The following is a 14,544-nucleotide window of genomic DNA, read 5'->3' on the forward strand; positions in this document are numbered from 1 at the left end:
AGAGCCGCCCTTTAGAGTTAACATTGTTGTTTTAGTATGGATACGTTTACCGATGAAAAGAATTTTAAGAATCCTCTCTCCTTTCCTTATTCTTATCGTGTTTATTGCACTGGCAGGCTTACTTGTCAGTACCCAGCAAGCACCTGAGCAAAAAGAAGAACAAGAAAAAATCGCCATCGTCGATGTAATAACGGTTGAGCAGCAAACCGTATCATTGAATCTTCCTTCTTACGGTGTGGTTAGCCCGAAGTATAAAACTCAACTGGTGACTGAAGTACAAGGTAGGTTAGTCAGCTTAGACCCAAGCTTTGTTGCGGGCGGAATCGTTCAGCAAGGGCAAGCTTTGGCTCAAATTGAACCTTCTGATTATCAAGCAGACTTTATTCAGGCGGAAGCGACACTTGCCCAAGCCAATGCCGCACTCAACGAAGAAATCGCTCGTGGCGAAGTCGCTAAAATTGAATTTAAGGATTTTGATAATGGCTTACCGCCAGAGCTTGGTTTACGTATTCCTCAGTTAAAGAAAGAACAAGCTAACGTAAAATATGCAAAAGCCGCATTAGCTAGAGCCCAGCGCAACTTAGAACGCACGGTCATTCGCGCACCATTCGATGGGATCATCAAAGCCCGTAATGTTGATTTAGGTCAGTACGTATCATTAGGGACAAACTTAGGCGAACTATACGATACTAGTATCGCAGAAGTGCGCTTACCGCTAACCAATAATGATCTCGCCTATTTAGAGTCTGTCGACAACCCTGATACCTCTGTCATCTTAAGTGCTTCCCTTGCCGGAAAATCATTTACTTGGAACGGCAATATTGTCAGAAGTGAGAATGTCATTGATGAGCAAAACCGCATGGTGTACTTGGTTGCAGAAGTAAAAGACCCGTACCTGCGCAATCAACGTCAAGAAGGTGAATTACCACTTAAATACGGCAGCTTTGTCACGGCAATAATTAAAGGCCGAACGGTAGACGGGATTGTTAAGCTCCCACGCTATGTCGTACGCCAAGATCAAGTCGCAATCATCACCGCTGACAATACGATAGAAATACGTAAAGTGAATATCGTACGCACCGATATCGAGAATGTATTCATCAAAGACAGCTTAAAAACCGATGAGCGCATTTCAATTACCGATATTAACAACATGGTGTCAGGTCAAAAAGTTAAACTGCTAGGTGAGCAACAAGAAGCTGAAATTGAGTCAGAACCTGATAGCGCTGAACAAATTACACTAGCAGGTGAGCAGTAATGGACAATAATAAAGGCATAATAGCTTGGTTTGCCCGTAATAATGTCGCGGCAAATCTGCTCATGTTTGCGCTGCTAATTGGCGGTTTATTTAGCTCATTATTAATCAATAAAGAAGTCTTCCCGACTTTTGAGCTTAACTTACTCAATATTTCAGTTGCCTACCCAGGCGCAGCGCCTCAAGAGATTGAGGAAGGGATTAATATTAAAATCGAAGAGTCGATTCAAGATATTAATGGCATTAAAAAAGTCACCTCTGTAGCCAGTGATGGCGTTGGCTCAGTCACGATTGAAGTTGAAGATGGTTACGAAGTTCAGCAAGTATTAGATGAAGCTAAGCTACGTATCGATGCGATTTCTACTTTCCCCGATAACATTGAAAAGCCCAATATTTATCAGATAAAACCTGAGAACAATGTAATTTGGGTGTCTGTTTATGGGGATTTAAGCCTCCATGAAATGAAAGAAATGGCTAAGACCATACGTGATGACATTACCGACTTACCCGCTGTCACTCGTGCGCAAGTTACTGGTGTACGGGACTACGAAATAGGTATTGAGCTTTCTGAAGATAAATTACGTGAGTACGACCTAACCTTTTCTCAAGTGGCCCAAGCCGTACAAAACTCATCGATTGATTTACCTGGTGGCTCAATTCGCGCCCAAGATGGCGACATCTTACTTCGTACTAAAGGTCAGGCTTATACTGGGGAAGACTTTTCACGCATTGTAGTTACAACCCGCCCTGACGGTAGCCGTATTATGCTGCCAGAAGTCGCCACCATTAAAGATGACTTTGAAGAACGATTAGAGTACACCCGCTTTAATGGTAAACCTGCAGCAATTATCGAAATCACCAGTATTGACGATCAAAATGCGCTCAATATTTCAGAACAAGTCAAAGCCTATATTGCTGAACGTAAAACCACTTTACCCGCCAATATCCAGCTTGATACTTGGGGGGACTTAACTCACTACCTCGAAGGTCGTTTAAACATGATGTTGTCGAACATGTTTTACGGGGCTTTATTGGTGTTTATTATTCTTGCTCTGTTCCTAGATCTTAAATTAGCGTTTTGGGTGATGGTGGGATTACCAGTGTGTTTCCTTGGCACCATATTACTGATGCCACTGGAGCCATTTAACCTATCAATCAATATGCTAACCCTGTTCGCCTTTATTCTGGTGCTGGGGATAGTGGTGGACGACGCCATTGTCATAGGTGAGAGTGCCTATAGTGAAATTGAAAAGAATGGCCAATCACTCACTAACGTGATTACTGGCGTACAAAAAGTTGCGATGCCAGCAACCTTTGGGGTACTAACAACCATTGCTGCATTTATTCCGATGATCATGGTTTCAGGACCAATGGGGATCATTTGGAAATCGATCGGTATGGTCGTTATCCTTGCATTAGCATTCTCGCTCATTGAATCAAAATTAATTTTGCCTGCGCATTTAGCCCACATGAAAGTGAAGAAAAAGCGCCCTCCAACCAATATTTTTTCGAAGTTTAAAGTGAGGCTCAATGAGAAACTGCAATACTTTATTCATAATCAATATCGCACCTTTCTAGGCAAGTGCATTGAAATTCGTTACAGCGTTGTAGCCATATTCATTGGCGTATTAATCCTGTCTTTGGCGTTAGTTGCTAGCGGAAAAGTGCGCTGGGTATTCTTCCCTGATATCCCCTCAGACTTCATTCAAGTTCAGCTTGAAATGGAAGAAGGCAGCTCTGAACTTAACACCTTAGATGTGGTGCAAAAAGTGGAAGAAGCCTTGTATGCCATGAATGATAAGTTTGCAAATGAAGTTGGCTCAGACGTGGTGAAACATAGCTTTATCAATATGAGTTCAAGAAGTTCTGCGTTCATTTTTGCCGAACTGTCAAAGGGCGAAGATCGTGAAATAGATGGAGTAACGATTGCAGAAGAATGGCGTAAACAGCTACCTGAGTTATTATCAGTTAAAAAGCTCAACATCGCTGCCAGTACAAATGATACCGGTGGTGATATCTCTTTTAGATTAACCTCAAGTAACTTAAGCCAACTATCTGAAGCCTCAAAAGAGCTTAAAAAGAAGCTTGCCTCCTATGAAGGTGTTTACGATGTTTCAGATAATTTCTCGTCAGGCAGCCAAGAGATTCGCCTCAATATCCGCCCAGAGGCTGAAGCGCAAGGACTGACATTATCAGATTTAGCGCGCCAGGTTCGATATGGTTTTTACGGCTATGAAGCTCAGCGTATTCTTCGTAATAAAGAAGAAGTGAAAGTGATGGTACGTTACCCACTTGAACAACGCCGCACCATTGGCCACCTTGAAAACATGCTAATTCGCACACCTCAAGGTGTTGCAGTGCCCTTCTCAACAGTGGCAGATATAGAGTTGGGTGAATCTTTTGCATCGATAACACGTGTTGATGGCCGCCGCGCGATTACCATCTCAGCAAACGTCAACAAGAATACCGTTGAGCCATCAAAAGTGGTAAACGAAATTCAACAAGAGTTTTTACCTGAGCTTACTGACACTTACAAAGAAGTGAACGCTTCCTTAGATGGCGGAAGTCAGGATGAGCAAGATGCAATGCTAGGCTTGCTGCAAGGTTTCTTCTTTGCCATGTTTACCATTTACGCATTAATGGCAATACCACTTAAATCTTATACTCAACCCATGATCATCATGTCAGTGATCCCATTCGGCATGATTGGCGCGCTGTTCGGCCACTATATTCTTGGGTTATCAATGAGTGTATTGAGTCTGTGTGGCATCGTGGCACTAGCGGGGGTTGTAGTAAATGACTCATTGATTTTAGTCGACTTTGTTAACCGAGCCCGCAAAGAAGGCCATTCAATTTTGGAGTCTGCGATTAATTCTGGTTGTTACCGTTTCAGAGCAATCATTTTAACCTCAATGACGACCTTTGTTGGTTTAGTGCCGATATTGCTCGAGAAAAGTCTACAGGCCAAAATTGTCATTCCAATGGCGACTTCACTAGCCTTTGGTATCTTATTCTCCACTGTAGTGACACTGATTTTAGTACCTGTGCTGTACATTATTTTAGATGATGCAAAACGCCTTTTACGCAGGTTATTTAACTGGTGGTGGCAACCTAAAAACGACGATGATGAAGCTTATAATTAACTGTTAATGGTAAGAATTAGTTACCTTAAAAAGGGAGCTTTGCTCCCTTTTTATCATTACATTAATACAGAACAAAAGTCCGCATCGGTACTAAATTAGCATTACTGATGTAAATTTTTAGGTATTGCCCAACTTACGGTTTTCAATTTCCCTTGCCAATTTTCTATCGTTAACCAAGCTCTATGATCTGCTTGAATTACTTTAGGTGCAATAGCATGTACTTCTTGCGCATGCTGACTTCCGTGCAAAATCCCTGCGTCAGCATCCTGCATATCAGCAAGTGATAAGGGTGCTGCACCAATATTAAAATAAGCCTGTCGAATATCGGCAACTTCACCCTGACTAAATAATAATAAAAAGTCTTTAGTGTACGTCCCGTCATGCATATAAGGTGAATTAAGGTTATATGGCATTGGCGTGACTTCGAATGAACCTATCGACTTCGTGCTCCAAGCATCTGGGAACTGTGGGAATAAGTTTTTATACAAGAAAAAACAACTTAAAATCAGCACAAGCCCGTTTACTTTATACTTGTAGCGATCCCACATACTGTTAGATAAACGCGCCATTATTTTCCATCCTGTTGAACTAAATGAGTTACAGGTACTTTAGAGAAAATAGACCTTTGATTATCAGTATCTTTAGCAGCTTTCACTGTTCGACCACCCCAGATTAAAAAACCTGTTATGGACATCCCTGTTAATAAGGCACCAAATATAAACCAAATAATTTTTGTCCACAGTCCACCGATATTGCCATAATGTAAAGGGTTGGCGATATGGGATAAGGTTTGTAACGCATTCATTTTCTCAGGGGATCTTTCGCTCTCAACCTTGCCAGTCCAAGGATTGACCGTCACTCCATAAGAATACTGATCATAAAAGATTCCATCACCTTCACCATAAACTTTATATGTATCTCTAAAGTGCTCAGGTAGCATAATGTAAGTGCTTTTGAAGTTTGGAAATTTCTGCTCTGCAATGTTAACCGCATCAGCTAAGCTGTACGGCCTAACTGGAACATCAGCTACACCATATGGAAGTTGACTAACTTCAACTACAGGGGCATGAGCTTCAATTTCAATATCATTTTGCCACATAATGGCTTGAGCTAAATACCATAAGCCCGTGATGCTCATGAGTATTAAAAACCACATCGACCACACTCCCGCTAACCGATGTAAATCAGCTAAAAACGTTTTCTTTCCTTGATGTATTCGTAACTTAGGTTGGGTGTACGATCGCCAAAACTTTTTATAAATCATTAGGCCAGAAACCAGTGCACCCAACATAACAAACGCCATGAAACAAACAAGGTAATAGCCAATGCTATAGCCATTTTGCCATGGAAAAAACAGCCAAGCATGCAACGAACGCATAAAAGATTTAAAAGTAAGACCTTGGATAACCTCTTGAATTTCACCTGTATATTGATTTACATAAGCAATGGCGTAAGGTTTATCGCTATCGGTAAATATAACCGTATTGGCTATATAAGATTCAAAACTCATTACAGTAGAGATACTGGCTGTCGGATATGCATTTTGAACAATATCAACCAGTTGAGATTTAGGCTTTTCAGCTAATTGTTGAGGATTACTTGCACGCGAGTCAGGATTAGTTAACCAAGTCAACTCATGACTAATGACTGATATCGTTCCGGTTAGGCAAACGAAACAGAATATTATCCAAATGGGTAAAGAGAACAAGCCATGAAGCTTGAACCAAAATCGATTACTAAGTTTTGCCATGTTAATTCCGAAATTTATGCAACTAAACACTGAACAGTCAAAGTACAAAGCCTGACGGGAAATTCCACGCCAGACTTTGATTATCAAGAGCGACTTGCTCATTTACCACATATACTTAATGCTACCAACGATGCTACGTGATTCACCGTAGTAGCAGTACCAATTACAAGCCGATATGTATTCATCATCAAGTACATTATTCACGGTGAGTTGTGCACGCCAGCGAGTATTGATGTCGTATTGGACCGATGCATCCCATATCCAATAAGCCGGTACCTTGATGGTTTCAGTTGTCACGGTTGAGTCTTCAGAATCATAAGATGAACCAACGTATCGAACCCCTGTAGCAACACGTACTTGGGGCAACATTTGGTAATCGAGATATACTGATGCCTGATGACGTGGGATCATCGGAGAACGCTTCTCGCCTGTATCGTCATTATTATCGATGTGAGAATCTGTATAAGTGTATGCTGTATTAACTTTAAGTTCGTCAGTAACTTGTACTACAGCTTCAAACTCAATACCTTGCGAGACCATTTCACCTGTTTGAGTAGCACCAAATAACCAATTCCCATCAGGGTCTTGAGCACTTGTACTCACAAGGGCATTAGTTTGCTTTAAGTTATACCAAGCCAGATTAAAATAACCATCCATATAATCAGGTGTATATTTAAAACCAACTTCTGTTTGCTTACCCTCTAACGGCTTATAAAGTTCGCCTGTTATTTGATCAACCGTACTGATCACTTCAAATGACTCTGCGTAACTCACATAGGGGGTGAAGCCAAAATCACTGCGATACATTAATCCTACATTAAATGAAAACTCGTTGTCGACACGGTCATATTGCTTATTGTTGGTCAAATCTTCGTTCTGAGTATCTACATAATCATAGCGACCACCCACAATACCAATCCAGCGGTCATCTAGTACAAGTTGATACTGACCATAGGCACTCAACTGATCCTTATCAATACGGCGCTCTAAGGCATCACTTGTGTCTAATGGATCAGAGTTCCCCGGAGTGAAATTGAATGGATCAATAATGTCATAGGCATAATTGTCCAACTCTTTACCTTCATTTTGGTGGCTTTGAACATCGAGTCCTAATAGCAGGGTTTGTTCTGTGCGATCTCCAGACCAGTTACCAATAAATCGATTATCGAGGGTGATGCTTTGTAACGTTCCCTCACGATATGTCACTCCTCTAGCATAAGTATCGCCAGAAGGATCTCCCCAGTAAGGTGTCGACATAATGTAAGTACTATTTAACAGCAAGTCGTTATAAGCGTAATTGAAATTTTGCTCAAAATCCCAAGTATCATTAATGATATGCTCTAGCTGAAAACCTGCAGTCACTTGGGTTCTGCGGCTGACATCATAATCTGGCTCGCCAAAATTAGTTGTTGGATCAATTTCACCACGAGTGTCATCCACTTGCGTGCCAATCGCAGGAAAGAAACCATTCGTAGGCGTGCCATCATCATGAATGGCAGATGCTAATAAAGTTAACGTCGTGTCTTCCGACAAGTCCATTTCTAAACTTGGCGCGATGTAATAACGAGTATTCTCAGTATCATTAAGTTCACCGTCTGCCTGACTAAACTTACCCACGACACGAAAACGCTTATCGTCAGTAATCTCATCCGATACATCGAAAGCAACACGAGCAGTATCTTTATTACCTATTTGAACATCCACTTCTCCTGCGGGTTCAAGTTTAGGCTTCTTTTGCACTGCATTCACAACGCCACCAGGAGGTGCTTCGCCGTATAAAATTGAAGCGGGACCTTTGAGTATTTCAACTTGCTCTAATCCATAAGGTTCGAGCATCCATACATAGAAGCCATCTTTAAATAAACGGCTACCATCAAGGTAAGTAGCTGCCTCGAAACCGCGAACAGTTAACCAGTCTGTATCGTTATCAGCTCCATAAGGCGAAGACAACACCCCTGAGGTATAGCGAAAACTTTCATCCAGCTTATTAACATTACGAATTTCAAGATCATCTCGTTCCACAACAGACACTGATACAGGCGTCTCGGCCATTGGAGTATGGATTTTCAGGGCTGAAGCTGTAACTTGAATTTTTTCCATTTCAGGCAGTTCTTGTTCAGCGTAAGCTGAATTACTGCTAAATAGAGCTAGGGATAATGCTAAATACACAGGAGAAAGTTTCTCTGCTTTGACTGGTAACATGATAGAGGTATCTCATAAATCACTACAATAATTATGAGAAGTATTATCATTAAGATTTGCAATCATAACAAGGCGATTTTTGAGGTGGCCTTCACAGAAAACGAACAATCTCTCAAAAAACAACGTCAATTAATAATTTTACGTTAACCAGTGTAATAACTGACAATAAATTCTAGTAATCATATACAGCTTTTAGTTGACCTTACACAGCTCAGTCTTCGCAAAATTAATAACCACAGTTTGTTCCCAAATCAGCTCCATAGGCTAATAAAAATTGCTTAAATTGCGAGTTAATAAACGGATATCCCTTTAAAAACTCTTTAAACTACCAAATTGGCTTTTGTTTTAGGTTTTAACTTACATGCACAACTCAGCAAAAAATCATAAACTTACTCTAGATCCATCGTCTATTTCTACAGTAACAGAACAAGATCATCACTCATCAACATTGGTTTATGATATCCGCCAAAGCCGTTACCTTAACATCACTGGTCGCTGCACATTACGATGCCAGTTCTGCCCAAAGCACAACGGCTCTAAACAAGTACATCAATATGAGTTATCACTTGATAAGCAAGTAAAACCAGCTGACATCATCCCTCTATTAGGTCATGTTTCAGACTTTGATGAGTATGTTTTTTGTGGTTATGGCGAGCCTACACTTAACTTAGAAACACTTCTAACAGTTGCAACTCATATCAAAGCGCAAGGTGGGAAAACACGCCTAAATACCGATGGTTTAGGTAATTTATTTCATCGGCGTAATATCCTGCCAGAGCTGGCAACATGTATCGATAGTTTATCAATTTCATTAAATGCTGATACTGAAGCCCTTTATCTTCAACATTGCAGACCAAAGCTAAAAGGCGCTTATGAAGCACTGTTAGCGTTTATTGAGTTAGCACCCCAATATATTTCCCAAGTTCAAGTCTCAGCGATTAACGGCCTAGATCAAGTCGACATCGAACAATGCCGTAAGATAGTGGAACAAAGAGGAGCTGAGTTTAAACAACGTGAACTTGATATTGTCGGTTAACCTGAAACAAGTATGGTAAAAATTTAGTTAAAAAAGCTTTACTAAGGTCAACCTAGTAAAGCTTTCGTGATAACATTGGTTATATCGGGACTGTTAATATAAGTAAGTGAATGTTTAAAAGACAAACCAATAAAAACGTCTCAAAGTTTCTACTCATTTCAGCGCAAGATATCCACTGGAGTCGTCAACAGATCTTAGCCTTAGCAAGCCAAGTCTCTGTGATGGTTATCAGCATCATTATTTTCACCACAATGCTACTCAATTTAGGCGAACGTCGCCTGCAAGAAGATTGGGCCGATAAGCGTTACAGTGAATTACAAACTGTTGGCACACTGGCCTCAGATAAAGTTAACTTCTTAAAATTTCGCACACAAGCTTTCGCCAAAGCTGAGTTAATGAATCAGTACTTAAAAAATCCTTCAGAACAACAAAAGCAAAAGCTAGTCAACAATTGGTCCGGGTTACTGAATCATATTCCAGAACTTTTAGGCTTAACTTTATTTGATCCTCAAGGTAATAAACGTATTGCTAGCACTGATGCTTTTGATAACGTGCCACTCCCTGACGTTGTTCTTAATGGCGACAAAACTATGGGCGGCAATGACGTTTTTTCATCACAAATAAAATTTGTACCCATTAATGGTAAGCTAATCCCTTTTGTTTACCAGCTTGCTTGGATAGAAAACCCTGATCAAAGTATTCGTGGATACTTAGTGACTTATAATTCGATAATCGAAGTTCTGCAATCGATTAAACCTGCCTTTTTTAACCACAACACACCGCTATTATTATTAGGTGAACAAGGCAAATTATATTCAGGCGCAGGACAACAAAATCCACTCAAAAAAATGCCTAATACCTTAGGCGATAGCTTACAGCAAAGTTACCCTAGCCTTTGGCAGCAAATGGCTAATACCAATTTTGGCCAATATCATAATGATGTTGGAACATTTGTTTTTCTTAAAATAGAACTTGCTGCGCACGATACCCTCATTAGAGAGTATTTTTTGCTTTCATATATTCGCCATGAAGATATTGCCGCAAGGTTTGAGCAATGGCGTTATATCTTGATCTTTTTCGGAACACTCATCGGTTTACTCGCGACAGGCTTATTATTCACTCGCCACCGTTTTCAACTTGAGAGAACCGCAAACGCTAACAGCATCAATTTATCAAGTAACTTGTTTAATGTTCACCAAAGTTGTTTATTAGTAAATAATAGCGGACGAATTATTAAAGCAAATCAAAAGGCTGCTGAAACCTTATCTTTAGAGATTGATGAACTGTTAGAGAGAAGATTACAGCGCATACTGCAATTAGAAGATCACACTTATCAAACGTTACTTCAGTCAATGAATGATAATAAGCGCTGGACTGAAACCATTAGCTTTAACGATCAGCCTTGCACGATTAATTTATGCGTTCAGCCTGGTAAAACAAACTTAACCAGCGAAAGTTATTGGGTCGTCACCTTTGAAAATATCACTGAATTATCTGCAGTAAAACAGCAAGCTTACAGTTATCGATTACTTTCAGAAAGTGACGTTGCTACCGCTTTGACCGACGTAAATGGTGAACTCATCAAGTTCAACCATAAGTTCAAAAAACTGTTAGATGTAGAAGATAATAGCAACGCTAGTATTGTTGAGTTACTGGGTGAAGAGGTGACTCAGCAATGGGCCGATATTTCTAGTCGTTTAAGTTTACAAGGTAAGTGGAAAGGCCAAATTATTGCCAATACGGGCACACGATTTGCCAATAGCCTTAAAGCAAGTATTCAAGCCGAACATTCCATTGATGGTGAAATCGAATACTTAGTAATAACACTGCAAGTTTTAAAGCAGCAAACATCGATAAAGCAGTTGCCTTCACAACAATCGCCGTTAAGTTCGATGGTTTTGCCATTATCAGAGCTTGAAGTACACTTTAGTACCTTAACAGAGCCTAATCGTGAACAAACGTGTTTAATGATAATGGACATTAACCCTGAAGGGTTAATCAGCCATATCAGCGATATCGATCACCTCGAAAAACGTCAAAAAGACATTGAGATCCAATTGCTCATCGACTTGCCCACCGGATACCAAATTGCTCATTGGCGTTTGGGCTCATTAGTCATTTTACTGCCTCTGAGCGATTCTATTCAGGCACATAAATATGCCATGAGCACTATGGATAGATTAGAGCAAAATGACTTAAATGAAGGGATTAATATTGGCATTGCTGGCTACCCTGAACAGCAAAGCTTTGAAGGTTACTTAGCCAATGCAGAGGTAGCACTTAAGCGCGCAAAACAAACTGGCGACCAAAATATTTGCCAAGCCTTTACCCGTAAAGTTTAACCTGTAGTTCAGCTGGCTATCGCTTAATTACTTTGCCGCTTAGTCGCTCATTTCTAATAAGTTATTAGGTAACTTGCTGCGAGTAATTTCAATAATATTGGAGCGGCTCATGACCACTTTATAACGGGCGTATTCTAATGGCCCTTTACCATCCTTTAATACCGCCACTAAATTAACTTGGTAACGCCTTTCAACTGATTCATTGCTGACCTTACCGTCTTGTTCTTTATATATTTTTGCCTTACCGCGCTCTAGGTGCCTTGCAAAAGGCACTAAGCTGAAATTCACTTGTTCCTGTATTTGTGAATAGCCCGCTTCAAAGTCTTTGTTAGTGACTTTGGTAGCAATCCGATAATGCAGTACCTCTGCATCAACCTTATTTTGACTATGACGCTGTTTCATAATTTCAGCGACTTCAGCAGGAATGTCTTGTGGCCGAGTAAAATCAAGCCAGACAAGTTGTTTCGCCACTACTGTTTTAGTGGTGGTATCACGAAGAATACGACTCCAGCGAGGACGACCACGTTGAATGAAACGCCACAGCGCATTGCGAACATCTTCTTTAAAAATTTCCCTAAAACCATAAATAATCGCTAACGTAACGATTAAACTCATGGTTAAGCCGCTAAAGACGCCCTGAGCTTTAATAATCATTGCAGAGACAACCAACATCACCAAGGTTGTCGCTAAGCCTGTGACAAACTTTTTAAGGCCGACACCAAGGGTTTTCAGTTCTTCTTTAAGTACCACACCTTGTTGGATCAAACGCCGCAGTAGCAACATCTTATTAGAGATACGATTAGCGTCTTGCTTAGTGCCTGCAGAGTTGTACTTTTTCTCTTCTTCACGGTAATGATTTTCAGCACGGCACAAGTTAACTATCTGCTCTTTAATATCACTGTAATCAGCATTGCGTGGACGATACGCTAGAGTTTTAAGTAACTGCTGCTCACAGAACCAAGACAGGTAATTGTCTGCATTAGCAAAATAAGACTGTAATCGCTCTTCGCTTGGCTCGTTACGACGAAACTTTTTTAGTAATTGAGAGACTGACTTTCCAAGCTCGTCTAAAGCGGGGTAAAACTCTTCTGCCTCAGTAATTTGTCTTAGCTCTTTAGCATCTGTTTCAATAGCGACAGCAAATTGATAGGCGAACAAGTTGAGGTAAAAACGGAACTCTTCTTTAGTCCGCTTATTGATACTGACAAAACGGTTTTGTACTAAAGGTAAATGCAATCCTTTAGAGTAATATGAGCGTCGACCGACTATCGCACTATGATAGTACTCTTCTTCATCTAAGGTTTTATCACCAATGCCCATTTCGGTAGGCAAATAAAAATATAAATCCAACGCACGTTGATGCCCAACCTCCATTTGATGGCTGAACTTAATAGATAATGCTTCTTCTTGTTTTACTTTGATTTTTGCCACTGAGGTGGACTCAATAACGGAGAATATAGCTACTATAGCGAATTTAATTAAAAATGAGAAAAGAGATATGAATTAATCGTGTAATCGACAAGCCCAAAGTGTGTTGTAGGGACTGAATTTAATCAAAATAAAATCTTTTTTAGTATCCATTTCTAACACTTGTAAAGCCACACTTATATCACTACCAGTCACAAGCATACTCTTGACTTCGTCGAGTTCATTAACCAAATAATCTTGCAACTGCGGATCGTCAAGTTGGTATTGTGCATCGGTGATTTTCAAATCTAATTGGTACATTAATTTACCAATTTCAAGCTCTTTCAACTTCCCCTTTAATGAGACTAACTCTCGTTCACCTTCTTTCTCAGCAGTATAGTAGTCCAAATTAATTTGTTTGTTTTGAACCGTTAATGAAAGATAAAGGGGTTCATGTTGGTGGTTCATTATAACATTATCCACCATTTCAAATTGGTATATCTTGCTATTACAATCAAACGCCCAAACACTTCGAGAGTCGGCAAAATTTTCAAGCAACAATATCGAACAACAAAATACTGTTATGCTGATGAATAAAAACACCACTCGACCAAGCTTAGTTAATAGAAATTTAGCAATTCTAGTCAGCACAGACATTGACCTCTTTTAACCAAGCTGGATTCACTACTGATTGCTCGATAGATTCTCTAATCAATTTAATATTGTGAAACTTCCAACCGTCTAAAGTGCGCTTTATCAGGACGACACTGACCGTTTTATTATCACTAGCTGTTGTTGCGGTAATACTATCCCAAAGCATCACTGGACACTTTTTCAGTTCACTAAGTGCATGGTTAGCTCGGAATATGAGTTTGTCACCTTGATACTCTTCACCAGAAGAATAGATGCTTAATGTTGCTAAGTTGCCTTGCTGGGTAAAAAATCGCTCACTAAACGCTGGTACAATATAGTCAGGATCATTTAAGTTTGAATACACGAAATACGAAGCTATTAATGTCATTAAAATAATCAGTATATAATGGGCATTAGAAATAACTTTGACTGGCGTATCCAGTAAACTCGAATGATTGACTGCAACTTTGTTATATAAAATTGCACCTTGATCTGTGATTAACTCAATTAAACCACGGTGATTACTGCCAAAGTAGTCTTGAAAGTTTTCAATGATTTGTTCCATCTCTGCTACAGATAGTTTTTGTTGATAACCATCAAGCCCTTCTGGAAATGATAACAATTCGATAGGCACAACATGACCCCGATGTTTAGCAAGTATGCTTAACACCCAGTACTCATTATTATTGAGTTGCCATTTAGTAGCATTGGATTGGTTGATAAGCTCTTTGTGCTCACCATCAAACCAACAACAACCGATTTGCATGCCGTAATAT

Annotated in this window: 10 protein-coding genes; 4 read left to right on the forward strand and 6 right to left on the reverse strand. The window is 40.0% G+C overall.

The window, feature by feature from the left end; genetic code table 11:
* Positions 1-52 precede the first annotated feature (52 nt).
* Complete coding sequence (locus QPX86_RS16730; protein ID WP_285163263.1) at positions 53-1,258, forward strand: efflux RND transporter periplasmic adaptor subunit; 1,206 nt, start codon at positions 53-55, stop codon at positions 1,256-1,258.
* A complete protein-coding gene (locus QPX86_RS16735) occupies positions 1,258-4,398 on the forward strand; it encodes an efflux RND transporter permease subunit (protein WP_220753938.1) in 3,141 nt (1,046 codons plus the stop codon). The genes QPX86_RS16730 and QPX86_RS16735 overlap by 1 nt, the downstream gene beginning before the upstream one ends.
* Before the next feature lie 101 nt (positions 4,399-4,499).
* On the opposite strand, the gene QPX86_RS16740 is transcribed toward QPX86_RS16735, so the two are convergent.
* From QPX86_RS16740 to QPX86_RS16750, 3 genes are all read right to left on the reverse strand, one after another.
* Positions 4,500-4,967, reverse strand: coding sequence for a hypothetical protein (locus tag QPX86_RS16740; RefSeq protein ID WP_220753937.1), 468 nt, complete (start codon positions 4,965-4,967; stop codon positions 4,500-4,502).
* The gene (locus tag QPX86_RS16745; protein ID WP_220753936.1) at positions 4,967-6,148 is read right to left on the reverse strand and encodes a PepSY-associated TM helix domain-containing protein; all 1,182 of its coding nucleotides are present in this window, start codon (positions 6,146-6,148) and stop codon (positions 4,967-4,969) included. Before QPX86_RS16745 ends, QPX86_RS16740 begins: the two co-directional genes overlap by 1 nt.
* A 102-nt stretch (positions 6,149-6,250) precedes the next feature.
* Entirely contained in the window at positions 6,251-8,350 is a 2,100-nt protein-coding gene (locus QPX86_RS16750; protein ID WP_285163264.1) for a TonB-dependent siderophore receptor, read from the reverse strand.
* A gap of 361 nt (positions 8,351-8,711) precedes the next feature.
* Between QPX86_RS16750 and QPX86_RS16755 the strand changes: the two genes are divergently transcribed.
* Together QPX86_RS16755 and QPX86_RS16760 are read left to right on the forward strand one after the other, a co-directional pair.
* Complete coding sequence (locus QPX86_RS16755; RefSeq protein ID WP_220753934.1) at positions 8,712-9,386, forward strand: TatD family nuclease-associated radical SAM protein; 675 nt, start codon at positions 8,712-8,714, stop codon at positions 9,384-9,386.
* A gap of 110 nt (positions 9,387-9,496) precedes the next feature.
* Positions 9,497-11,728 carry a PAS domain-containing protein gene (locus tag QPX86_RS16760; RefSeq protein WP_285163265.1) on the forward strand — a complete coding sequence of 744 codons (2,232 nt, stop codon included), beginning with the start codon at positions 9,497-9,499 and terminating at the stop codon, positions 11,726-11,728.
* Positions 11,729-11,767: 39 nt separating this feature from the next.
* Here QPX86_RS16760 and QPX86_RS16765 read toward each other — a convergent pair whose 3' ends face one another.
* From QPX86_RS16765 to QPX86_RS16775, 3 genes are all read right to left on the reverse strand, one after another.
* Complete coding sequence (locus QPX86_RS16765; protein WP_220753932.1) at positions 11,768-13,159, reverse strand: hypothetical protein; 1,392 nt, start codon at positions 13,157-13,159, stop codon at positions 11,768-11,770.
* 72 nt (positions 13,160-13,231) lie between these two features.
* Positions 13,232-13,792, reverse strand: coding sequence for a hypothetical protein (locus QPX86_RS16770; RefSeq protein WP_220753931.1), 561 nt, complete (start codon positions 13,790-13,792; stop codon positions 13,232-13,234).
* Positions 13,776-14,534 (reverse strand): hypothetical protein, encoded by a 759-nt coding sequence (locus QPX86_RS16775; protein WP_285163266.1) that lies wholly within the window; start codon positions 14,532-14,534, stop codon positions 13,776-13,778. Before QPX86_RS16775 ends, QPX86_RS16770 begins: the two co-directional genes overlap by 17 nt.
* Positions 14,535-14,544: the final 10 nt, after the last annotated feature.

It is taken from the genome of Shewanella goraebulensis (assembly GCF_030252245.1).
GTDB classification, from domain to species: Bacteria; Pseudomonadota; Gammaproteobacteria; order Enterobacterales; family Shewanellaceae; genus Shewanella; species Shewanella goraebulensis.

Bases quoted from the DNA above. Each gene is read 5' to 3' on its own strand.
- QPX86_RS16730 (WP_285163263.1), top strand. From the start codon at position 53: ATGAAAAGAATTTTAAGAATCCTCTCTCCTTTCCTTATTCTTATCGTG.
- QPX86_RS16735 (WP_220753938.1), top strand. From the start codon at position 1,258: ATGGACAATAATAAAGGCATAATAGCTTGGTTTGCCCGTAATAATGTC.
- QPX86_RS16740 (WP_220753937.1), bottom strand. From the start codon at position 4,967: ATGGCGCGTTTATCTAACAGTATGTGGGATCGCTACAAGTATAAAGTA.
- QPX86_RS16745 (WP_220753936.1), bottom strand. From the start codon at position 6,148: ATGGCAAAACTTAGTAATCGATTTTGGTTCAAGCTTCATGGCTTGTTC.
- QPX86_RS16750 (WP_285163264.1), bottom strand. From the start codon at position 8,350: ATGTTACCAGTCAAAGCAGAGAAACTTTCTCCTGTGTATTTAGCATTA.
- QPX86_RS16755 (WP_220753934.1), top strand. From the start codon at position 8,712: ATGCACAACTCAGCAAAAAATCATAAACTTACTCTAGATCCATCGTCT.
- QPX86_RS16760 (WP_285163265.1), top strand. From the start codon at position 9,497: ATGTTTAAAAGACAAACCAATAAAAACGTCTCAAAGTTTCTACTCATT.
- QPX86_RS16770 (WP_220753931.1), bottom strand. From the start codon at position 13,792: ATGTCTGTGCTGACTAGAATTGCTAAATTTCTATTAACTAAGCTTGGT.
- QPX86_RS16775 (WP_285163266.1), bottom strand. From the start codon at position 14,534: ATGCAAATCGGTTGTTGTTGGTTTGATGGTGAGCACAAAGAGCTTATC.